The sequence below is a fragment of the Pantoea sp. genome, assembly GCF_028283705.1.
Lineage (GTDB): Bacteria > Pseudomonadota > Gammaproteobacteria > Enterobacterales > Enterobacteriaceae > Pantoea.
Window position 1 is genome coordinate 460,763 of the sequence record NZ_JAPWKD010000015.1, and the last position, 22,716, is coordinate 483,478.

The following is a 22,716-nucleotide window of genomic DNA, read 5'->3' on the forward strand; positions in this document are numbered from 1 at the left end:
TTCCCGCACTCTAATTCGCAGGAATGATGCAGATGGTTGAGTTGAGCGATGCCGACATGATGAATTTCTCCCCGCTGGTGAAAAGTTTCACCTTTAACGCCTTTATGGTGTCGGGATATACGCCAATCAGCCCCGGCAGCAAGCTCGACTTCTTTATTCACCGACCCCAGGGGATGAAAGGTTATCTGCTCAATATCACGCTAAAAGGTGAAGGTATTATTCATCACGCTGACGGAGAATTCCGTTGCCAGCAGGGAGAGATGCTGTTGTTTCCGCCGGGGGTGCTGCATCATTACGGTCGCGCTAAAGAAAGCCCCGCCTGGGATCATTTGTGGATTTATTTTGTGCCTCGTCCCTACTGGATCGACTGGTTACACTGGGATCGTAACCAGGGGCAGATAGGCCGTATGGCATGCGGCGATACGCCCCTGTTGCAGCACATGGTGCAGCTGTTTAAAGAGGTTATTCACTGGAATGCCGCAGCAGAGCCGCTGGCAGAAGCGATAGCAATGAACACGCTGGAACGCATTATTCTGGATGCATTCCAGCGGCAACCCACCAGCAACCGTCATAACCGTGACCCACGTATCCAGACAGTCTGCCATTACATCAATGAACATCTGGCCGAGGAGACGCGGGTGGAACAATTGGCACAGATGACGTTTTTATCCCCTTCCCGGCTGGCGCATCTGTTCAAGCGTGAGATGGGACATACCATTTATGGCTGGCGTGAGCGCCAGCGCGTTTCACGCGCCTGTGATTTGTTGCAGCAAACCCAGTTGCCGATTGCCCAGGTGGCACGCGCAGTCGGCTACGGTGATCCCCTCTACTTCTCGCGCATATTTAGCCAGCACCGCACACTCAGCCCGCGCGAATATCGCAAAAAGTTTGAACGTATACCGCTCTTTTAATCGGCCGATTGAATTCCGATCAATAATTAACCATTCGGGTCAATAGGTTATGCCTTATCTTCACATTGCAACATTCGCTGATGATAATCAGACTTATTGTGATAACATCCGGCGTTATGCTAACACCCCTACATCTTTACGCAGGTTGAACCTGTGTCTTTTCGCAGTATATTGGATATTAAGCACAACGTTTAAACATCCGTGAAATTCAGGTTGAGAAGAGTCCTTCTATGAATCACTTAGTTTATGTTGTAGATGATGACGAATCGGTAAGATCTGCCCTGAGTAATCTGCTCAGTTCAGAAGATTATGACGTTATTGTTTTTTCCACTGCTCAGGCATTTCTTGATCACACTTTCAACGCCGTTCCCAGTTGTCTGATTCTGGATATTAATATGCCGGGTGCGGATGGCTTTGCCGTAGCAAATACCTTAAATGAGCGCGGTTATGTTATTCCTACCATTTTCCTCACCGGGTTCGGCACCATTCCTGTTACCGTTAAAGCGATGAAAACCGGTGCCTGTGAATTCCTGACCAAACCGGTCGACCCGGAGCGGATATTACAGGCGGTGGCAGAAGCGCTGTTGATTGCGGAAGAAAACCTGGTTTCTTCACAGGAAAAATATGACATGACGGTTCGCCATCAGTCACTGACCCCGCGTGAAAGCGAAGTCATGATGCTGGCAATCAGTGGCCTGCTGAACAAGCAGATTGCTGCGGAGATGGGCATCAGTGAAATTACCGCTAAGGTGCATAAACGCCGGGTGATGGAAAAGATGAATGTCCGTTCACTTTCTGACCTGGTGCGTGCTGCCGAACGGCTGAATATTCTCAGCACGCGCCGTCGTTAAGGGTTAAGCACTGGCTGGCGGCTCGACGGGTAAGGTAAACCAGAAGTGGCTGCCATAGTCAGCCCGGTTTTCCCCGCGCAGTTCGCCACAGTGTTTTTTGATGATACCCTGGCTAATGGTCAGCCCCATTCCCATCCCTTCTTTTTTGGTGGTGTAGAACGAATCAAAAATATGTTCCAGCACCTCATCAGGAATGCCAGATCCCGTGTCATGAACTTCAAAGCGAATGGTGTCGGGTGTGGGATTGGAGGTCGCCAGTGTCAGAATTAGCGGACGCTGTTCAATGCCGGTCATGGCATCAATAGCGTTCACCACCAGGTTCAGCAGCACCTGTTGAATCTGAATGCGGTCGCAATACACCTCGGCACAATCGGCATGCAGTTTCAGCTCCAGCGAGATCCATTTTCTTTCAATCTCCGCGCGTGACAGAGCCAGAATATCGCGCGCAATCAAATGCAGGTTCGCTTTAGCAAATACCGAGTCATGTTTGCGGGTTAACGCTTGCAGGCCCCGGATAATGTCGCCTGCGCGTTTTCCTTCCTGCAAAATCTCATCCAGGCTGAAACAGGCATTCTCGATATGCCGGGGTTCACGTTTCAGCCAGCGCTGGCTGGCACCAGCATGAGCGACGATCGACATTAATGGCTGGTTGATTTCGTGCGCGATCGAGGCGGTTAACTGCCCGACGGTGGTGGCGCGCGAAACCCGGGCGAGATCGGCCTGTGCCATACGCGCCGCATCCTCTGCCCGACGTTGTACGGTAATGTCGGAAATGGTGCCAAAGTATTCTTTGACTTCCGGCCAGTTCTCCACCGGATCGCCAATTCCTTTGATATAACGATATTCGCCATTTGGCCGGATGATGCGAAATTCCGCCTGCATACTGATGCCGTTCTGCACACTGTCGCGCACCAGGTCATTAATACATTGAAAGTCGTCAGGGTGCACAACGGTCATGAAATCCGCCATCGACCAGCTTTGCTGCTGCTCGGGCAGACCGAGAATACGCATATACTCATCCGACACGGACAGCCGGTCCTGCCCGATATCCCAGCTCCAGGTGCCGGTATGGCTGATTTTCTCCCCCATCATCAGGGAGGTCTGGCTGGCGCGCAGCTGCTTCTCCACGCGTCTGCGGTGAATGTTCTCCTCAAGCAATTCGGCATACAGGCGCGCGGTCTCAATGGATACCGCTGCCTGCGCGCTGAGGGTTTTGACGATATGCGATTGCTCAGCGGTGAACACATCCGGCATCAGCCGGTTTTCCAGATATAACACCCCAACCATATTGGCCTGCTTGAACATCGGCACACACATTACGGCTGCGCCGGAGGAAACCAGATAAGGATCCTGACTGAAGGGGCTGAAATCCTCCGGTTTACCGGTACGAATCTCCTGCCCGGTGCGGATCACCGCGGAAAGCACCGACAACGGCAAATCGGTAGCGGCTGGCCGTTCTTTGACGATCCTGACTTTTACACCATCGGCATTGGCTTCGGCCCAGGCTTCCGTTTCCGGGACATTGCCGTCCAGCACGCGAATCAGCAGGCAACGCTGCGCCCCGGCGCGCTCCAGCAACATCCGCATCAGAATATGGATCAGACGGTCAAGATTGATCTCCTCCGTCAGGGCGCGTACCGCTGTCACCACACTTTCGAGGTCACGAATGGATTCGTCTTCAAAGGGAATGGTGGTGAACGCGTTGCTTTGTTTTTGCGTCGCCAGTTGCGGATAGCGTTGTTCCAGCTGGCGCACCTTGGCCTGTGCGCCCCAGTTTTCCCAGCCGCTGATCGCCCCTTTTAAATAGGCATCGGCGGGCACGTCGAATTTCCAGCTTTTGGCGCAATACCCCGCCAGCTCGTAAGCGAGTGCGTTGATGTGCTGATAACCTGACTTGCGTGACAAATTAATCGCCATCTCGTACTGGCTTAATGCCTCCCCCACTTCACCGCGCAGGCGGGCAAGTTCCGCCGCGATCAGCGCGGCTTTATCGGCAAACAGCTCGGGATTAAGCACCGACCATTGGACAATCTTGTCAAAATGGTCGTGGGCCTGTTGATGAACTTTGGCGGTCGCCTGCCCGGCAGACAGCGGCACCGTCAGGCTCAGTGCGCTAAAGAAATGTAAATCCAGCAGATAGATATAGCCAGGCACGGCGCTTATCAGCTGCGTCGCCTCGGCGAAACAGGGCAAGGCCAGGGCATATTCGCCCGCATAAAAATGCGCCATACCGCGATACAAATATGACCAGAACAGCACCATCGCTTTAGGACCGGACACCGGCCCAGGCTCGCTGCCGGTAAGTTGTGTCGGATAGAGATCGATACCGCTGAATTTGGTATGGCTGCTGCCACGCAGATGGATGACAAAATGCTTCTGCATCAGCAGCACGTTTTCGACATCGGGATAAAAAGATTTTTGCGTAAAGGCCAGGCCACGTTCGATGGTGGTCTGCACCGACTCCAGATGATCACCGCGCGTCAGGTAGTTCATCACCTGATGGCGCAACGACAGGCAGGCAAAGGATTTATCGCCGTGCGCCAGCGCGACGTTAAAGCTTTTTTTCGCGTAATCGATTGCGAAGGCCAGCGGCTGCGTCCAGATCCCCACCTGATCGAGCGGCAACAACGTGCGCGCTTTAAAACGCACAAAGTTGTGCTTTTCAGCCAGCTGTGTGGCTAACATGCCGGATTTAAAGCCGTAGTGGTATTCCTGGTAGCGATCGGTGATCAGTACGCTAAACCATGACAGGCCAAACACCGACGCACCACTGATACCGTGGTCCAGCGTCATATCCAGCATTTTACACACCAGCAGCAGGTGCAACTGCGGGCAGTCATAAGAGGATGCAAAAATGGTGCTGGCCATCAGGTTCAGCACCGACTCTTTTTCGCGGTTCGCCATCAGCGGCAACGTACCCAGGGTGACGGACGGATCCGGCCCCAGGCGCGCTTTCAGTGCGTACCAGGCCGCGTTGCACTCATCCTCATCCGGATAGCGATTGAAATGCACACCGAACACCGCCAGCCAGGCCAGCGCGGTTTCCAGTGCCAGATAGTTGTCTGACTGCCGCATATGGATCTCAGCCGACAGGCAAGCCGCCGCCGATTTCTCCGTCAGGCTGCCCGGCATCCCCAGCAGCACAGTACACTGGGCCTGTGCTGCGCTGAGATTGCCCTGCAGGAACTGGCACTCCGCTTCCTCGAAGCCCAGTAAAAAATGGTCAGAGGTGGGTTGTTGCTGATCCAGCGCGCGGGCCGTTTGCAGATAGCGTAACGCCGACGCGTAATCGCCAGCGCGTTTGGCGCGCTGCGCCGCAGTAAGGCTGAGGCGAAAGTAATTGCGACTTTGTGCCGGGGGCATCGGCACATCCGCCGCCATCGCAATATGGTGCACCGCGCGAAACAGCGTTTCGTTACCTTCGGCGCGCGGCGCACACTCCGCCAGCAGACAGGCTGCCTGTTGATGGATCCGTAACTTTTGCTTAAAACCAATCAGCAAAAAGGCCGCATCATGGACGCGATCATGGGTGAAGGTGTATTCATCGTTGACGATGGTAATAAACTTTGCGGCGATGGCGGGTCGCAGCCGCTCCTGAATTTTGCGCTGACCAGCCCCCAGGATCTGGCTGAGCAGTGCCAGCTGACCATTTCCCCCCAGACAGGCCAGGCTGCCGAGCAGTTGCCGGGTTGCTTCAGGCATGCGCTCCAGCTGGCGTACCACCAGGCTGGCGACATTATCGGTATACTGACGCGCCTGCAACGCGCTCTGGTCGTAATGCCATTTCAGCGGATCTTTGGTGTAAAAGATGAGCCCGTCATCGATAGCCTGTTTAAAAAACTCTTGCAGGAATAGCGGATTACCACCGGTTTTCTCATGGATCAGCTGGGCCAGCTCGCTGGTGCCGCTGGTGCGGGTATGCAACATACCCGCCAGCCAGCGGGCGACCATTTTGACGTTAAGCGGCTGCGGTGTCAGCTGGGTGATACGTGCTGCGGCACTCTGGATGCGTGCCAGAAAACCGGCTACCTGCCGACAAGGCATCGACTCCGCATCCCGATGTGCAATCACCAATAAGAATGGCAGATGCTCATTACGCTGAAACACCTTCTCCAGCAGTTGCAGGCTGGCCTGATCTGCCCAGTGCACGTCATCAATCAACATCACCAGCGGTTTACCGGATGAGGCAAACGCTTTGATTAACGCACCGGCCATCTGGTGAAAACGTTCGCGCGCATCGATTAACGGATCGGTGCTGACCACAGGTTGCACAATATCCAGCAACTGGCGCAGTTCCGGCACCAGTTCAATTGCCAGCTCGACATCATGGCCCAACGCTCGTGTTAAGCGCGTCCGCCACACCTGTACATCCGCCGTGGGCAGACCGAGCAGATACAACGTCAGGGTACGGAAGGCGGCGCTCAGCGCAGAGTATGGCACCTTGGGGGAATGTTGATCGGCTTTGCCGACCGTCAACAAAATGGGCTTGTGCTGCAGCTTTTTCAGCGCCGAGGCAATGATGGCAGACTTCCCTGATCCCGGCGCACCGCCGATCATCACCAGATGATGGGTACCGCTGTGCTGCGCCTCCTCCAGTGCGTTCAATAACTCCCGCGCCTGCGGATGGCCGGTAAACAGCGTTTCAACACGATAATTCGTCGTGAAACGTTCCTGCAAACCCAGGGTAAAAGGGGCGATGGAGCCCTCTTGCGTCAGCGTCGCCTTGCAGCGCCGCAGATCGGCCAGCAAGCCGTCAATGGTTTGATAACCATCGGCGGGCGATTTTGCCAGCAGACGCAGGATGATGGCCGACAGCATCGCCGGGACATCCGGGCGAATTGATTCTGGTGGACGTGGCGCGGTCGCCAGATGATGGTGGATCCACTCAGCCTGCCCCGCCTGGGGCGAACCAAACGGCAGCCTGCCGGTGAGCATTTCATACAACACCACGCCCAGACTGTAGAGATCGCTGAGGTTGCTGACCGGATAAGGCGTGCGTCCGGTATGTGCCGGCGACATGTAAGCCAGCGTGCCGCCCGACGCACGCAGCGAATTTTTCAGCTGGGAATCGACGGTGACGGAGGCCAGCCCAAAGCCACCCAGACGGTAGGAACCGTCGTTATTCAGGAACAGATGGGCGGGTTTGATATCGCCGTGCACAATCCCCTGGTGATGGGCCTGACTCAATGGCAAACATAGCTGAATAGCATTGCGTAAATAATCCGCGATCTGCTCCGGCGGCACCCCGATTATCCCCGCCAGCGTTCGATAAGGAAACTGCGGATACACCAGCGCATAGTGCCCCTGGTGACGGGTAAAGCCCGCCGGTTTCACCGCCCAGCGCGGAGCCAGATGCGGGGCCAACGCCAGCTCGTTTTTTAATAACTGCGTCGCCTGAAATGCCACCTCGTCACTGGCGGCAGTGGCGATCAGCACGGTTTCACCGGCAGCAAATCGCCCCATCAACCAGGCAATGCTGCCATCCTGCGCCAGCGGGGTCAGCATTATCTCTTCCGGCAGGATGATCTTCGCTTCGTCGTTACCTTCCTGCGGGACAGAGATAATGCCCATTATGGTGTTTCCCCCTGCGACAGTTCGCTACGGATAATGGTCAGGAGCGTATCAACATCAATGGGTTTTCGCAAAAAGGTCACCGCACCCAGCGCAATCGCATACCACTGCACGGATTCTTCCTGATCGGCAGAGATGAAAACCACGGGCAGAGCCACGGATTGCTGTTTCAGGACTGAGTAAAGTTCAAAACCGCTCATTCCTTTCAATCTGACGTCGATGATCAGCATAGCCGCGCCGGTTAATGCTGACTCGTTTTGGAGGAGTTCTTCGCCCGATTCATACAGGCTGGTGGTGTATCCGTCAGAATGCAGTAAATTGCTCAGGCCATTACGGACTGAGCGTTCATCATCAACGATAACAATGTGCTGTGGTAGCGTCATGCTGTAATCCTCTGATAATCCTCACGCGCACGTGAGGATATTCCTTAGGGTCCCTTTTCTCCACCAGGTGGTGGCGTGCCACTGATTTTGGGCACACATTCATGGCGGAACCAGGCCAGGGTTACCGGTTGGCGACGGATCAGGCGTTGCGCCAGCGGGACCAGTTGCTCCCCCACCAGCATGCCAAATAATCCCAGCAACGCGATCACTGGCGGCGCAGGGGAATTGACATCTATCAGACCATAAATCACGCCCGCCAGCATACCCACTACCAGCGAAATAACATATGACTTCAGCATGGTCAGGATCTCTTATCGACGTGGCTTGTGACCGCAGCGGTCTGCTGCACTGGCTTCGCCAGATGAATCAGCTGCCCGCCAATAATCATGCCCAGCAAACCGATGAGCGCGATTGCCGGTGGTGCGGGTGAACGGACCCGGAGCAGTGCATAGAACAGGCCGACCAATACGCCTGCCCCCAGAGAAATGATCAAAGGATTCATCATGATCCTCCTGAGACCGGCACATCAGAGTGCCGGTCATCGCAAGGGAATTAACGTGCCGGAACCGGCGCCAGGGTGCGATGTTCGCTTTCCTGACGTGATGGCGCTTTGTGCACCATGGTGTAAGCGTAATCAACGCCGATGCCGTAGGCACCAGAATGCTCTTTGGCAATCTTCATTACAGCGTCATAGGTATCACGATGCGCCCAGTCACGCTGCCACTCCAGCATCACCTGCTGCCAGGTTACCGGGATCACCCCAGCCTGGATCATGCGCTGCATGGCATAGTCGTGGGCTTCTTTTGAGGTGCCGCCAGAGGCATCCGCCACCATATAGATTTCATAGCCGCCTTCCAGCATGGCGCACAGGGCGAAGCTGTTGTTACACACTTCGGTCCACAGGCCGGAAACCACCACTTTTTTCTTCCCGTTAGCGGCCAGCGCATCACGGACTTTCTGATCGTCCCATGAGTTCATGGAAGTACGTTCCAGGATATCCAGCCCCGGGAACACGTCCAGCAGTTCAGGGTAGGTATAGCCAGAGAAACTCTCGGTTTCGACCGTGGTGATGATGGTCGGAATGTTAAATACCTTCGCCGCTTTCGCCAGCGCGACCGTGTTATTTTTCAGCACCTGACGATCGATTGACTGCACGCCAAACGCCATCTGCGGTTGCTGATCGATAAAGATAATCTGGCTGTTATGCGGGGTCAGAACTTCAAGCTTAGAGTTGGACATGAATGTACCCATTGAGGTTAGTAACTGGATTTCCGCGAACATAAATACGGAGCAAAAGTGGCAGTCACCGGTTGGTCACTGTCAGATCGAAGTTTAGGGGGCATTACATGACCGGACTATTATCTCTGTGTATAAGTATACGAACGTATAGGTATCCCTTTGTATAACTAGACGGCGTTTCTCCCCGCTTACCATAATCCTGAGCTGATGGTGCTCTGACGCCCTGCGACAGCGCGCATTTCCCGTCCTGCTATTCGGACATCTCAGTTCAGGAGGATCTATGGTGACGCTCGGTAAAGCAGAGCTGATTTTAATCAACGGTAAATTCCACACCGTTGACCGCGCCAACCCGGTGGCTGTCGCCGTGGCGATTCGTGAAGGCAAATTTCTGGCCGTCGGTAGCGAGGCCGAAGTGATGGAGCATCATTGCGAAGGCACTAAAGTGATTGATCTTAAGGGACATACTGCCATTCCTGGTCTGAATGACTCCCACCTGCACCTCATCCGTGGCGGCCTCAACTACAACCTGGAACTGCGCTGGGAAGGCGTGCCGTCGCTGGCTGATGCGCTGCGCATGTTAAAAGAGCAGGCGCTGCGTACCCCGTCGCCGCAGTGGGTGCGCGTTGTCGGTGGCTGGACTGAGTTCCAGTTTGCCGAACGCCGGATGCCAACGCTGGAAGAGATCAATGATGCGGCACCGGACACCCCGGTGTTTATTCTGCATCTCTACGATCGCGCCCTGCTCAACCGCGCCGCACTGAAAGTGGTGGGATACACCAAAGACACACCAAACCCGCCAGGGGGTGAAATCCAGCGCGACAGCAACGGTAACCCAACCGGTATGCTGATTGCCCGCCCCAACGCGATGATCCTGTACGCCACACTGGCGAAAGGACCGAAACTGCCGCTGGAATTGCAGATCAACTCCACCCGTCAGTTTATGCGTGAATTGAATCGCCTCGGCCTGACCAGCGCCATCGATGCGGGCGGCGGCTTCCAGAATTATCCTGACGATTATGAAGTGATTGCCGAGCTGCACAGCAAAAAACAGATGACGGTGCGCATCGCCTATAACCTGTTTACCCAGCGTCCCGGTCATGAGCTGGAAGATTTCGAAAAATGGACCGATATGCTGACGCCCGGTCAGGGCAGCGACTACTTCCGCCATAACGGTGCCGGTGAAATGCTGGTGTTCTCGGCGGCAGACTTTGAAGATTTCCTCGAACCGCGCCCGGACCTCGCCCCGGGGATGGAAGATGAGCTGGAGCGCGTGGTGCGTCATCTGGTGGAACATCGCTGGCCGTTCCGTCTGCACGCCACTTACAACGAATCCATCAGCCGCATGCTGGATGTGTTTGAAAAAGTGGATCGCGATATTCCATTTAACGGCCTGCATTGGTTCTTCGACCATGCGGAAACCGTGACACAGAAAAATATCGACCGTATCAAAGCCCTCGGTGGCGGCATTGCGGTGCAACATCGTATGGCGTTCCAGGGCGAATATTTTGCCGAACGTTATGGCATCGAGGCCACCCGCCACACCCCGCCGGTGGCGCGCATGCTGGAGACCGGTGTCCCGGTGGGTCTGGGCACTGACGCTACCCGCGTGGCCAGTTACAACCCGTGGACCGCGCTCTACTGGCTGGTTTCCGGCCGCACCGTGGGCGGCATGCAGATGTATGACGTCAATGCCCGCCTCGACCGTGACACCGCGCTGATGTTGTGGACTCAGGGCAGCGCCTGGTTCTCCAGTGAACAGGGCAAAAAGGGACAGATCAAAGTCGGCCAGCTGGCAGATATGGCGGTGCTGAGTAAAGATTTCTTTAGCGTGCCGGAAGAGGAAATCAAGGGTATTGAGTCAGTGCTGACGGTGGTGGATGGCAACGTGGTGTATGCCGCCGGATCCTTTAGCTCAGAAGCCCCACCGACGCTGCCGGTGTTGCCGGAATGGTCACCAGTGGTGAAGGTGCCTGGCCATTACCGCAGTGCGCCGCCGGATGCCATGACCCGCGTGGGTATGATGCCACAGGCGCATCATTGCAGCGGTCCCTGTGGGGTCCACAGCCACCAGCATGATATTGCGCGTGGTGCTAATGTCCCGGTAGCCGAAGATAACGCCTTCTGGGGCGCGCTCGGTTGCAGCTGCTTTGCGTTTTAACATTATGAAAACGTCATCGTTTTTCTCCATCCCGCCCCGAATCGATCTGGGGCTGTTTTTCCTGCGTCTGACGGGCAGCCTGTTACTTTTGCATGTCCATGGCTTACCGAAAGTGTTTCATTTTCAGGAAGAACTGACGCGTATCGAAGACCCGTTCGGTATGGGGCCGTATATGAGCCTGATCCCGGCGATCGTGGCAGAAGTGATCTGCCCGATCCTGATCATCCTCGGCTGGTGGTCACGTCTGGCCTGTCTGCCGATTATCGGCGTATTACTGGTAGCCATGGTGGTGGTTCACCCGGACTGGTCGATCGCCGACGGCCAGTTTGGCTGGTTGCTGCTGATTATCTTTACCACGCTGGCGTTGACCGGACCGGGAGCCTGGCGTATCGGCGTGAAGCCAAAGCAGGAGCTACGCCATGGCACAGGTTAATGATATTCACAGCGCCGGAGCCGAACTCCCGAGCGAATTACCGGTGCAAGCCGCTTCACCGTGGCAGCCTCTCCGACAACCGGTTTTTCGTATGCTGTGGCTGGCGACGGTGGTGTCCAACATCGGTTCATGGATGAACGATGTGGGCGTCAACTGGAGCATGCTGACGCTCAGCAGCGATCCCTTAATGGTGGCGCTGGTGCAGGCGGCCAGCAGTCTGCCGATGTTTCTGTTCGCGCTGCCTTCCGGGGTGATGGCCGATATTGTCGATCGCCGTAAATATCTGCTGTTTTCGCAGCTGTGGGTATTTATCGCCGCCAGTGGCCTGACGCTGCTTTCCTGGGCTGGTTTAGTCACACCTGCCGTGCTGCTGATTGCCGCCTTTCTGCTGAGCACCGGCGCAGCGATGAGTTCACCGCCCTTCCAGGCCATCGTGCCTGACCTGGTAAACAAAAATGAGCTGGGCCCGGCCATCGCGCTTAACTCTCTCGGTATTAACATCAGCCGTGCCATTGGTCCGGCGCTGGGTGGCCTGATCCTGTCATTTGCCGGTCCGTGGATGGTGTTTCTGCTCAATGCGTTATCAGTGCTCGGGGTCGCCTGGGTGCTGTATCGTTGGAAGGCGGCTCCCAGTATTCAGCGGCTGCCACCGGAACACTTCTTCCCTGCGGTGCGGGTGGGATTGCGTTATGTCCATGCGGCACCGGTGTTCCGCAATGTGCTGGTGCGCACCTGTGCCTTCTTCCTGTTTGGCAGCGCCGGATGGGCCTTGTTGCCCCTGGTGGCAAGACGTGAACTGGGACTTGGCCCCGGCGGCTACGGCATTATGCTGGCCTGCATCGGCCTCGGGGCCATCTGTGGCGCGGTGTTACTGCCGGGATTGCGCAAAAAATTCAGCGCCGATCGATTGATGGTGCTGGCCAGCCTGATGTTTGGCCTGACCATGCTGGCGCTGGCGTTTATCCGTCATTTCTGGTGGCTGAATGCCTGCGAATTCTTCACCGGATTCGCCTGGATTGCGGTGCTCTCCACCCTCAATCTTGGCGCGCAGCGTAGCGCCGCCAAATGGGTCAAGGCCCGCGCGCTGGCGGTGTACCTCACGGCATTCTTCGGCTCCATGACCGTAGGCAGCGCCGTATGGGGGCAACTGGCGACGCATTTCTCGATTCCGGTTTCACTGTCGATTGCCGCTGTAGGGATGTTTTTATCCTGCGCCACCGTTTGGCGCTGGCGGCTCGACCAGGACCCGGATTTAAATCTTGAGATTCTGAACGATAGCGACAACAGCCCGGTGCCGGACGTGCATCACAATCGTGGCCCGGTGATGGTGAGCTACGAGTATCGGATCCGCCCGGAAGATGCTCATGATTTTACCGTCTGTATGCAGGATATGCGCCGCGTACGGCGTCGTGGTGGCGCGATCAACTGGTCGATTTATGAAGACGTGCTGCAACCCGGCATTTTCGTCGAAACCTTTGTGGTGGGGTCCTGGATGGAACATCTGCGCGAAAAGGAACGCTACACCATGAATGACCGCAAGATTCAGAGCCGGGTCTACGCCTTCCATCAGGGCGAAAACATGCCCGACGTTCGCTATCTGGTGGCCCCGGCCTGACACAGGCCGCCCAGGCATATCAATCAACTCAATCAACAAGAGGTCCATGCAATGAGCACTTTCAGAACCACAGACGGTACGCAGATTTATTTTAAAGATTGGGGTACAGGTAAGCCGGTGCTGTTCAGCCACGGCTGGCCGCTGGATGGGGATATGTGGGATAGCCAGATGAATTTCCTGGCGGAACGTGGCTATCGCGTTATTGCGTTTGACCGTCGTGGCTTTGGCCGCTCAGAGCAGCCCTGGCAGGGATATGATTACGATACCTTCGCTTCCGACATTAACGATCTGATCAACTGCCTCGGTCTGGAAGACGTTACGTTAGTTGGTTTCTCCATGGGCGGTGGCGATGTCACTCGCTATATCGCCAATTATGGCACCGCTCGCGTTGCGGGACTGGTGCTGCTGGGCGCGGTGACACCGATCTTTGGTAAAGCCGAAGATTATCCGCAGGGCGTGGATTTATCGGTGTTTGCTGGTATCCGTGACGGATTGAGAAAAGATCGTGCGCAGTTTATCAGTGATTTCGCCGCGCCTTTCTATGGCACCAACGCGGGCCAGACCGTTTCTGACGGCGTGCTGACGCAGACGTTGAATATCGCCCTGCTGGCATCACTGAAAGGGACGCTGGATTGCGTCACCGCATTTTCTGAAACGGATTTCCGTCCGGATATGCAGAAGATTGACGTGCCGACGCTGGTTATTCACGGCAGCAATGATCAGATCGTCCCCTTTGCTACCACCGGCAAAGTTGCGGCTGAGATGATTAAGGATGCAGAACTGAAGGTGTACGAGAATGGTCCGCATGGTTTCGCGGTTACCCATCAGGATCAGCTGAATGAAGATTTGTTGGCGTTTCTCCAACGCTAGTCACAGTGTAAGGGGCGAATAAATTCGCCCCTTACGTGTAGGGTCGGCATTGATGCCGACCTTGCCAAGGGTTATCGGGTCGGATGATTTACTTCAAGCGGACGCAAATCAAACACTAACACCTCGGCCTCATCGCCTTCGCTGAAGGTCAGCGTTTTTTCATTGCGCACCCGCGCACCATCTCCGGCTTTAAATTTCACGCCATTCACCGTGATGCTGCCGCGTGCCACATGGATATACGCATAACGATCATCATCCAGCGTCAGGGTTTGCTGTTCCCCTGTACTGAAGAGTCCGGCGTAGATACGCACATCCTGACGAATGCTGAGTGAACCTTCCTGACCTTCCGGAGAAACGATCAGACGTAGATTGCCACGTTTGTCACTCTCAGGTACCGAGATTTGCTGATAGCCCGGCGGTGAGTTCTTCTCAGATGGCACCACCCAGATTTGCAGGAAGTGAACGCCATCCTCACTGGAGTGGTTAAACTCGCTGTGCGTCACGCCGCTGCCGGCACTCATTAGCTGCACATCACCCGGGACAATCACCGAACCCGTTCCCATCGAGTCTTTATGCTCCAACGCGCCTTCCAGCACATAGGAGATAATTTCCATGTTGCTGTGCGGATGTGCACCAAAACCACGCGCTTTCGCCACCTGATCATCGTTGATGACTAACAGGTCGGAGAAACCTACCTGTTTCGGATCCCAATAGTTGGCAAACGAGAAAGTATGGTGCGAATGCAACCAGCCGTGTGCGCCGACACCACGTTGTTCTGACAGGCGTTGTTCAATCATGATCTGCTCCTCAATTCTCTGTGTTAACCGGGTAAAGGAGTGATGTCCCCTTCGTTGAACACAGATTAGGGTAAACAGATTTGCCAAACAACAACGTGAATTTGCAATCAGTGTAACGAATTAGTGGACAATAAGATCAATAAAAAGCGCGATAAATCGCGCCGCTACAGATCGACGGCGCAACGTATCACGCTATAAGTGACTTAAAGGCTGGAAAACTTATGCAGCACGCGAACCAGCTGAGTGACAAAGCCGTATTCGTTGTCATACCAGGAGACGGTTTTCACCAGCTGGATATCACCGGCTTCGCTGATTTCAGTCTGGGTTGCATCGAAAATCGAACCAAAGGGCACGCCAATCACGTCGGAGGAAACAATCGGATCGTCGGTATATTTAAACGACTCATTGTTTTCACAGGCTTTTTGCAGCGCGGCGTTAATCTCATCCACCGTGACTTTTTTATCCAGCATCGATACCAGTTCGGTGACAGAACCGGTTTTCACCGGCACGCGCTGCGCATGCCCTTTCAGCTTGCCAGACAGCGCCGGAATCACCAGCCCGATGGCTTTCGCTGCGCCAGTGGTATGCGGAATGACGTTTTCTGCTGCCGCACGTGAGGCGCGGAAATCTTTACCACGCGGCCCATCAACCAGCGCCTGGGTGCCGGTGTAGGCATGGACGGTGGTCATGGTGCCGACTTTAATGCCAAAGCTGTCGTTCAGCGCTTTCGCCATCGGTGCCAGGCAGTTAGTAGTGCAGGAAGCCACCGAAATGATGGTATCAGCCGCATCGAGCGTGTCATCGTTGACGTTAAACACGATGGTTTTCATGTCACCGGCCGGGGCAGAAATCAGCACTTTTTTCGCGCCAGCATCAATATGCGCCTGGGCTTTGTCCGCGGAGGTATAGAAGCCGGTGCATTCAATCACCACATCCACACCGAGCTGACCCCACGGGATGTTCTTCGCGTCTTTCTCAGCAAAAACCTGGATACTTTTGCCATCAACCACCAGGTTGTTGCCTTCAGCACTGACCGATACCGGGAAAGCACCGTAGTTGGAATCGTACTTCAGCAGATAAGCCAGCATTTCTGGCGAAGTGAGATCGTTGATAGCAACAATTTCAACCGCTTCTTTTTGCTCAAGAATACGACGCAGAACCAGGCGACCAATGCGACCAAAGCCGTTAATACCGATTTTTTTCATGATAGAAGTCCTTGCCATGGGTGAAGAGGAATTCAATAACAACCGGGAAAGATGACAATTAAATTAACTCAACTGCCGCCATCTCCCCCACGCATTCTGTGCGCAAAATTTCCGCAATGAAAAACGCCAGCGTGGATGCTGGCGTCGGCGGATTAGTTGAGGTGCAGTTTTATTTCTGCGCCTGCCTGTTGCAGCGCGGTGCGTACTGTTGGCTCCTGGCTCAGGGCATTCAGTAAGCCATAGTCATGGATCATGCCGTTGTAACGGGTGACAGTGACGGGCACGCCTGCTGCGTCCAGTTTGCGTCCAAACGCTTCACCTTCATCACGCAACACATCCAGTTCGGCGGTTTGAATCAGTGTTGGCGGTAAGCCGCGTAACTGTTCAGTGGTGGCGCGTAACGGGGATGCCAGAATATTGTTGCGATCTTTTTCACTCGGGGCATAGCTATCCCAGAACCACTTCATCATGTTTTTGGTCAGGAAGTGGCCATCCGCGAACTGCTGGTAAGAAGCATCATCAAAGCTGGCGTTGGTGACCGGCCACAGCATGACGTCATAACGAATCGCCGGGGTGTGAAATTGTTTGGCCTGTAACGCCACTGCCGCCACCATGTTGCCCCCGACGCTGTTGCCGACCAGTGCCAGGCGGCTGCCATCGACGCCAATCTCTGCGCCATGCTGCGCGACCCATTTGGTGGCTTCATAAGCCTGAGTAATGGCGACCGGGAAATGTGCTTCCGGCGATGGGGTGTAATTGACAAACACCGCTGCCGCGCCCGATGCATTCACCAGATCGCGTACCAGGCGCTCATGCGTCTGATAATCGCCTAACACCCAGCCACCACCGTGGAAAAACATAAACACCGGCAATACGCCCTGCGCATGTTCTGGCTTCACGATGGTCAGCGTCAGCGGCTGACCCAGTACCTGAATGACTTTTTCACTCACCTGGGCAGCGGGCAGTTTGACGCCCTTCTGCGCGCCAATCAGTACCTGACGTGCCGCTGCGGGTGAAAGTTGCTCAATCGGTTTGCCGTTACCGCTGTTCAGCACTTTAAGAAAGGCCGCGACACCCGCTGTCGGTGCGGGAAGGTTTTCTTCGCTCGCGGCAAACGCTGCACTTACCTGACTCACCAGTAATAAAGCACCCATCACCATCTTCAATTTCATTGTCTTTTCCTTTTCAAATATTACGTTAAACAACGCAATGGTTTTTCGCTTATTTGTTTTTTAACAGTTCTGCCGTCAGGTGGAAAAATGCGACTTTGTCATTAGCATATTGCCCCCTGATTTCACCCGGGGTGGCATGAATATATTTTTTAAAAATACGGGTGAAGGTTTGCTGGCTGGTAAAACCATTTTCTATCGCAATTTCCAGCAGAGTTTTCTGGCTATGAATAATGGAAAACGTCGATCTGATGACCCGTCTCAGACGTATATATTCGCCGAGGTTATACCCGGTTACGTCGCGGAAGATCCGCTGGAAATGCCAGTGCCCATAACCACTTTTCCCGGTTACGGTGCTGACACGAATATTTTCGTCATACAGGTGGTCTTCAATCCAGTGGATAATGTCATCCACCACCGAATAAATAATCTTTTCATGCACCGGATAAGAGGTGGGCAGAAATGTCTTCTCAGCCGTCATCGCGTTCATATAACACCCTGCCTTGCAGATATTGAATAACAATATCAATCAGCTGTGGTGTAAAAGAAAGTTATACAAACGGATAGGTATACGAATGGATAATTGATTTTTATTTTTGGCCGCCCTTGAGGGCGACCGTGCGCATTACATCATCTGTGGCTCGCGAATCGCATTACCACGGGCAAAACGGCTCAGGCTATAGGGAGACAAATCGGTATAGGGCTGATCGTTCATCACCAGCTGTGAACACAACTTCCCGGCCCCCGGGCCGATGCCAAAACCATGACCACTAAAGCCAGAGGCGACGATCAGACCCGGAATCTGCGGAATTTCGTCAATCACCGGCACCAGGTCCGGGGTAGTATCAATCCAGCCACCCCAGGCATGATCGACGGCAATACCCTGTAATACCGGGAATTCATGCACCATTTTGGCAATCGCTTCGCGCAGAATTTGCTTGTCCGCCGCCGGATCCAGCACGCGGATTTTTTCAAACGGCGAGACCGCGTCCATCGACCAGGATCCTGCCGCTTCCGGACCGGAAAAGAACGAGCTGTTGATGCGGATTTTCAGCTTTTTGGCGATTTTGCTGCGGTACATGGGATAAAAGCGTGTGGCATAACGCAGGTTCTGGGGTGCCAGGTCCAGTTGCCCGCGCCCGGATATCGCCACGGTATAAGATCCATCCAGACGCCGACGCATCGCCAGTCCAGGCACACTCAGACAGCCCGGGGTCACTTCTGCCGCCACTGTAGTCTTAAATGCCGTACCCAGAATGTTGGCGCTCGGCAGTTCAATGCTGTAACGCGTGCAGAAGCGTGAACTCCAGGCTCCGCCACAGCAGATGACCCGGCTGGTTTTGACCAGGCCGCGCTCGGTCCACACACCGGTTACACGGCCGCCACTGATGTCCAGCCCGCGCACGGCACAGCGCTGCTGAATGTTGGCTCCCCGCTGCTGCGCCCCCATCGCCAGCGCAGGCACCGCCTGTGAAGGTTCAGCACGACCATCACTGGGCGACCACACACCACCCAGCCAGGTTGTTTTGCCACCAATACGTTCCTGAGCTTCTTTTGCCGACAGCAGCTGGCTGTGAAAACCGATATTTTTCGCCTGTTGACCCCAGCTTTCCCACTTTGCCAGGTCTGCCGTTTCGGTGGTACCGTACAGGATACCGGTACGGCGGAAACCCAGGTCCCTGCCGATTTCATCCCCCAACTCAGACCAGCGTTGCAGGCTGTACATCGCCATCGGCAGCTCGTAAAGATCGCGGTTTTGTTGTCGTACCCAGCCCCAGTTGCGGCTGGATTGTTCGCAGGCCATCACCCCTTTTTCAAACAGCGCCACCGACACGCCGCGCTTCGTCAGTTCATAGGCGACCGAGGTACCGATGATTCCACCACCAATCACCACCACATCAGCCTGTGCAGGAAAGACTGGGCTGTCAGGCACTGCATCAATCTTTACGCGCATAGATCGTCCTCAACGTCTCAGGAACTGCATAAATCCGGGATACCTTTACCGATTCTGATAGAGGTCCCAGCGGTTGCCGTAAATATCCTCAAACACCACTACCGTGCCGTACTCCTCTTCACGAGGTTCTTCGCAGAAGGTCACACCCTTTGCTTTCATTTGCTGATAATCGCGCCAGAAATCATCGGTTTGCAGGAACAGAAACACGCGTCCCCCGCATTGATTCCCGATAAAACCTTCCTGACGCGGATTCGAGGCTTTCGCCAGTAACAGGTTGCAGTCACTCTCCGGGTTGGGGTTCACCACCACCCAGCGCTTACCGGGTTGCGGCGTATCTTCGATTAAATGGAATCCCAGTTTCTGCGTGTAATATTCAATGGCCCGATCATAATCATCCACCACGATAGCCACATATCCCATACAACGTTTTTGTGTACGCATTGTTCACTCCTTTGTTTTTAGTGGTTTCATCATAAAGACGCTGAGCGGATCGGGTAAATAAGGCGGGAAAGCCGTGCACTGGCGATAGCCCATTTTCTCGTACAGCCGGATAGCCGCCTGTTGCTGATTGCCGGTTTCCAGCCGGGTCACCTCACAGCCCTGCTGCATGGCGAGGGTCTCAAGACGCTGCACAATCGCCTCACCCAGTTGGTGACCGCGCCACGCCGGGCGCACATAGATGCGTTTTAATTCTGCACCCCCGTCACCCTGCAACAAAATCGCCCCACAGCCCACCGGATGGTCAGCAGCATCGGTGACCATCAGGCAATGCAGCATGCCATCCTCAACCGTGGCGAGATCCAGACAGTGGTTACTTTCCGCCGGATAAAGCACGCTCTGGAAAGCATCAAGTTCAGCGATCAGCTGTTGTAAATCGGTATTTTGCGGGTGGGTGGTTTTGATAGTAAACATCCTTGCGATCCTTCTCTTCCGGCAGGTTATGTATTTATCGTTCCACACTACTTTTATCGCGAGGAGAATAGCCAGGGTAAGACTTCTTTCGTATAGTTGCGTCGCGGTGCGAGATATCACCCCGCGACGCTATGCAGCTATCAGGCTGCACCACCCGCCAGTTTATTTAAGGCGATCACTTCAGAATGCTCGACCAGCGGCGGCAGTTCGCCAAACAACTTCACAATATGCGGTGCATTAAGATGTTGTTCCAGCAGCGCCTGGCTTTGCCACTCTTCTGTCCAGATAAAGCGGCGCGGGTTCTGGCTGTCGCGATTAAGCTGGTACGTGATACAACCCGGCTCTTTTAATGTTTCTTCAATCACGCCACGAAATAGTTTCTCAGCCTGATCTTCACTGCCTGGTTTAATAGTAAATATTGCTACAACAGGAACTGTCATATTCCACTCCAATATTAAAAATAATAAGCAGCAATACGTTAGCGCAGCCTGTGCGGGCTGTCAGTCTGAAATTGTGCGGCCTGAAATTGATATATTGTTAGCTGAACAATTTTCGATACTGAATAAACTCGGTTTTACTGGCGACCTGATCATATAACCTGCGTGCGGTGGCATTGGATTCCTGGGTGGTCCAGTACACACGCGAGCAACCGGCCGCTTCTGCCTGCTGGTACACCGCGAGGATCAGCGCTTTACCTGCCCCTTTACCGCGTGCTGCCTCACTGACAAACAGATCTTGCAGGTAACAATAATCCCCTGTTGTCCAGGTGGAACGATGGGTCAGATAATGCACCAGACCGAGTAGTTCCCCGTTTTCTTCCGCCACCAGACAATGCATCGGCTCGTTATCGGCCAGTAAGCGGCTGAAGGTATTTGCCGTCGTTTCCGCACTGATATCCGCCGCATAAAAACGTTGATAGCCCTGCCATAAGGCCAGCCACGAGGAGTAATCATTTGTCTGTAACGCACGTAACTGCATAGTTAATCCCTGCCTTTTATCATATTGATTATCTTATCCGCCGCCACGACCCGGTCATCATTCGGGAACCATTTATTCGCCAGCATAATCACGGCAATGTGCTCTGACGGGATAAATACCGCATAGGTGGAGAAACCATTGGTGGAGCCGGTTTTGTTGTACCACGCCTGTTGTGGCGCAGGCTGTAGCGGACGAATGGGCTGAGCAGCCATGCCCTGCATAATCCTCTGCCCGCTATTCCCCGCCACCAGCGTATGTTGTGTTACCGGCAAGGAATAATATTCCCACATCATCGCCTGCGTGAACGCCTCGGTGTGATATTGCCCCTGATGAGTGATGGCGATCGCCCGCCGCCATTCGGGATCAATTTGCACGTTATTGGTCTGAATCGCCAGCCAGCGGATCAAATCGGCGCTGGTTGATTTCAGACCATAGGCTTCAGCATCCAGCGGGCCAGGTGTGACACGTACCGGTTGATCCTGTTTGTTGTAACCCTGCGCATAGTTTTTCATCTCCACCGGTGGCACCTGTACCCAGCTGTGATGCATCCCCATTGCGGGCAGCAGCTGTTGTTCCATTGCCTGCCGGAATGGCTGATGCAAGCTTTTGGCGGCGATCATGCCCAGCATTCCAATACCGAGGTTGGAATAAACCCGCTGTGTGCCAGGCGGCGCAGAAGGTTGCCAGTGCTGATACCATGCCATCAGTTGCTGCTGATTGGTCACTGCATCCGGCACAAACAGCGGTGTGCCGCTGGTATGCGTTGCAAGGTTAAGCAATGTGACGCGCTCAAAGGCACTGCCCTTTAGTTCTGGCAGCCAGTGGCTGGCGGTGTCGCTGAACTGTAACTTGTGCTGGACTGCTGCATAGCTCGCCAGCGTCGCGGTGAAGGTTTTACTCAGCGAACCAATTTCAAACAGCGTTTCATTGGTGATCGGCTGTTGTGTGGTTTTCGACGCCACGCCGTAGTTATAAAACGTGGTTTTACCGCGATAAAAAACCGCCACGGCCATGCCGGGCACCTGATATTGCTGCATCAGCGGTGTGACGATCGGGTCGATGTCGGGTGTCTGCGCCTGCACGTTGCCACTTATCAGCGCCGCCAGTACGGCGATTTTTGCCATTAAACGCATTGATATTCCTTTCATTTCTGTCAGCCCATCACTATAGGTTTCCCACAGCCCTTTTGCTATGTAAACGCCAATTAAGTGAACAACTTCACAACTGCGACATGGCGTCTGCTCGCTCAGGCGCAGCGGGAATTACAATGATGTCCTTATCTCGCGGTTTTTCAGGAGGAAACACGTCATGTTCGTCACCAATAAAGTTCGCATGAATCGCCTGTTTCAACACGGCAAATGTCTCGATGTGGCTATCGATCACGGCATTGCTAATGAACCCGATTTTCTCATTGGCCTGGAAAATATTGCCGGTGTGATGCGCAACCTGATTGCTGCCCAGCCGGATGCCATTCAGGTCAATTACGGCCAGGCCGATTTGCTGCAACGCGAAGTGGGACGCAAACCGGCGCTGGTAATGCGTACTGACGTCGGCAACGCCTATAACGCCGCTCGTCATCGCGAAATGTGGGCGGTGCTGCACAATCCGGAAGAACCGATTCTCGCCGCATTGCAGATGGATGCCGCTGCGGTGGTGGTCAATCTGTATCT

At 54.5% G+C, this 22,716-nt stretch carries 21 protein-coding genes and 1 pseudogene; 7 read left to right on the forward strand and 15 right to left on the reverse strand.

The genetic code is table 11. The features are described 5' to 3' along the window. The first annotated feature begins 32 nt into the window (after nt 1-32). A complete protein-coding gene (gene araC, locus PW844_RS14840) occupies nt 33-911 on the forward strand; it encodes an arabinose operon transcriptional regulator AraC (RefSeq protein WP_299453102.1) in 879 nt (292 codons plus the stop codon). 230 nt (nt 912-1,141) lie between these two features. Next, nucleotides 1,142-1,762 carry a response regulator gene (locus PW844_RS14845; RefSeq protein WP_299453104.1) on the forward strand — a complete coding sequence of 207 codons (621 nt, stop codon included), beginning with the start codon at nt 1,142-1,144 and terminating at the stop codon, nt 1,760-1,762. Nucleotides 1,763-1,765: 3 nt separating this feature from the next. On the opposite strand, the gene PW844_RS14850 is transcribed toward PW844_RS14845, so the two are convergent. Genes PW844_RS14850 through PW844_RS14870 form a run of 5 tightly spaced genes read right to left on the reverse strand, consistent with a single transcriptional unit; the run spans nt 1,766 to nt 8,955 of the window. Next, nucleotides 1,766-7,333, reverse strand: coding sequence for an AAA family ATPase (locus PW844_RS14850; RefSeq protein WP_299453106.1), 5,568 nt, complete (start codon nt 7,331-7,333; stop codon nt 1,766-1,768). Then, nucleotides 7,333-7,716: a response regulator gene (locus PW844_RS14855; RefSeq protein WP_299453108.1), complete on the reverse strand. Its 384-nt coding sequence runs from the start codon at nt 7,714-7,716 to the stop codon at nt 7,333-7,335. Before PW844_RS14855 ends, PW844_RS14850 begins: the two co-directional genes overlap by 1 nt. 44 nt (nt 7,717-7,760) lie before the next feature. Further along, the gene (locus PW844_RS14860; protein WP_299453109.1) at nt 7,761-8,015 is read right to left on the reverse strand and encodes a XapX domain-containing protein; all 255 of its coding nucleotides are present in this window, start codon (nt 8,013-8,015) and stop codon (nt 7,761-7,763) included. A gap of 2 nt (nt 8,016-8,017) precedes the next feature. After that, a complete protein-coding gene (locus tag PW844_RS14865) occupies nt 8,018-8,218 on the reverse strand; it encodes a DUF1427 family protein (protein WP_299453212.1) in 201 nt (66 codons plus the stop codon). A gap of 50 nt (nt 8,219-8,268) precedes the next feature. Continuing rightward, nucleotides 8,269-8,955, reverse strand: coding sequence for a hydrolase (locus tag PW844_RS14870; RefSeq protein WP_084874831.1), 687 nt, complete (start codon nt 8,953-8,955; stop codon nt 8,269-8,271). A gap of 280 nt (nt 8,956-9,235) precedes the next feature. Between PW844_RS14870 and PW844_RS14875 the strand changes: the two genes are divergently transcribed. The 4 genes from PW844_RS14875 to PW844_RS14890 are packed head-to-tail and all read left to right on the forward strand — an operon-like array spanning nt 9,236 to nt 14,031. Beyond that, entirely contained in the window at nt 9,236-11,113 is a 1,878-nt protein-coding gene (locus PW844_RS14875; RefSeq protein ID WP_299453112.1) for an amidohydrolase, read from the forward strand. A 4-nt stretch (nt 11,114-11,117) separates the two neighbouring features. Further along, entirely contained in the window at nt 11,118-11,546 is a 429-nt protein-coding gene (locus PW844_RS14880; RefSeq protein WP_299453114.1) for a DoxX family protein, read from the forward strand. Beyond that, nucleotides 11,533-13,161, forward strand: a complete 1,629-nt coding sequence (locus PW844_RS14885) for an MFS transporter (RefSeq protein WP_299453115.1) — start codon at nt 11,533-11,535, stop codon at nt 13,159-13,161. The genes PW844_RS14880 and PW844_RS14885 overlap by 14 nt, the downstream gene beginning before the upstream one ends. A gap of 51 nt (nt 13,162-13,212) precedes the next feature. Further along, on the forward strand, nt 13,213-14,031 hold the full coding sequence (locus PW844_RS14890) for an alpha/beta hydrolase (protein WP_299453117.1): 819 nt from the start codon (nt 13,213-13,215) through the stop codon (nt 14,029-14,031). A gap of 71 nt (nt 14,032-14,102) precedes the next feature. Here the strand turns inward: PW844_RS14890 and PW844_RS14895 are convergent, their stop codons facing one another. The 10 genes from PW844_RS14895 to ampC all read right to left on the reverse strand — a co-directional run bounded on the left by PW844_RS14895 (nt 14,103) and on the right by ampC (nt 22,179). Further along, complete coding sequence (locus tag PW844_RS14895; RefSeq protein ID WP_299453119.1) at nt 14,103-14,828, reverse strand: pirin family protein; 726 nt, start codon at nt 14,826-14,828, stop codon at nt 14,103-14,105. A 203-nt stretch (nt 14,829-15,031) separates the two neighbouring features. Beyond that, nucleotides 15,032-16,033, reverse strand: coding sequence for a type I glyceraldehyde-3-phosphate dehydrogenase (gene gap, locus PW844_RS14900; RefSeq protein WP_299453121.1), 1,002 nt, complete (start codon nt 16,031-16,033; stop codon nt 15,032-15,034). A 152-nt stretch (nt 16,034-16,185) separates the two neighbouring features. Next, a complete protein-coding gene (locus tag PW844_RS14905) occupies nt 16,186-17,205 on the reverse strand; it encodes an alpha/beta hydrolase (RefSeq protein WP_299453123.1) in 1,020 nt (339 codons plus the stop codon). Between the two features lie 49 nt (nt 17,206-17,254). Beyond that, a complete protein-coding gene (locus tag PW844_RS14910; RefSeq protein WP_299453125.1) occupies nt 17,255-17,692 on the reverse strand; it encodes a helix-turn-helix domain-containing protein in 438 nt (145 codons plus the stop codon). A gap of 135 nt (nt 17,693-17,827) precedes the next feature. Next, entirely contained in the window at nt 17,828-19,156 is a 1,329-nt protein-coding gene (locus PW844_RS14915) for an FAD-binding oxidoreductase (RefSeq protein WP_299453127.1), read from the reverse strand. A gap of 45 nt (nt 19,157-19,201) precedes the next feature. Next, on the reverse strand, nt 19,202-19,597 hold the full coding sequence (locus PW844_RS14920; RefSeq protein ID WP_299453129.1) for a VOC family protein: 396 nt from the start codon (nt 19,595-19,597) through the stop codon (nt 19,202-19,204). A gap of 3 nt (nt 19,598-19,600) precedes the next feature. After that, nucleotides 19,601-20,068: a GNAT family N-acetyltransferase gene (locus tag PW844_RS14925; protein WP_299453131.1), complete on the reverse strand. Its 468-nt coding sequence runs from the start codon at nt 20,066-20,068 to the stop codon at nt 19,601-19,603. A gap of 140 nt (nt 20,069-20,208) precedes the next feature. Then, a complete protein-coding gene (locus PW844_RS14930; RefSeq protein WP_084874852.1) occupies nt 20,209-20,508 on the reverse strand; it encodes a putative quinol monooxygenase in 300 nt (99 codons plus the stop codon). Between the two features lie 97 nt (nt 20,509-20,605). Further along, on the reverse strand, nt 20,606-21,046 hold the full coding sequence (locus PW844_RS14935) for a GNAT family N-acetyltransferase (protein ID WP_299453134.1): 441 nt from the start codon (nt 21,044-21,046) through the stop codon (nt 20,606-20,608). Between the two features lie 2 nt (nt 21,047-21,048). After that, nucleotides 21,049-22,179 (reverse strand): class C beta-lactamase, encoded by a 1,131-nt coding sequence (gene ampC / locus PW844_RS14940; protein WP_299453136.1) that lies wholly within the window; start codon nt 22,177-22,179, stop codon nt 21,049-21,051. A gap of 175 nt (nt 22,180-22,354) precedes the next feature. On the opposite strand from ampC, the pseudogene PW844_RS14945 reads away from it, so the two are divergent. Then, a pseudogene (locus PW844_RS14945) lies at nt 22,355-22,716 on the forward strand (aldolase); the annotation flags it as partial.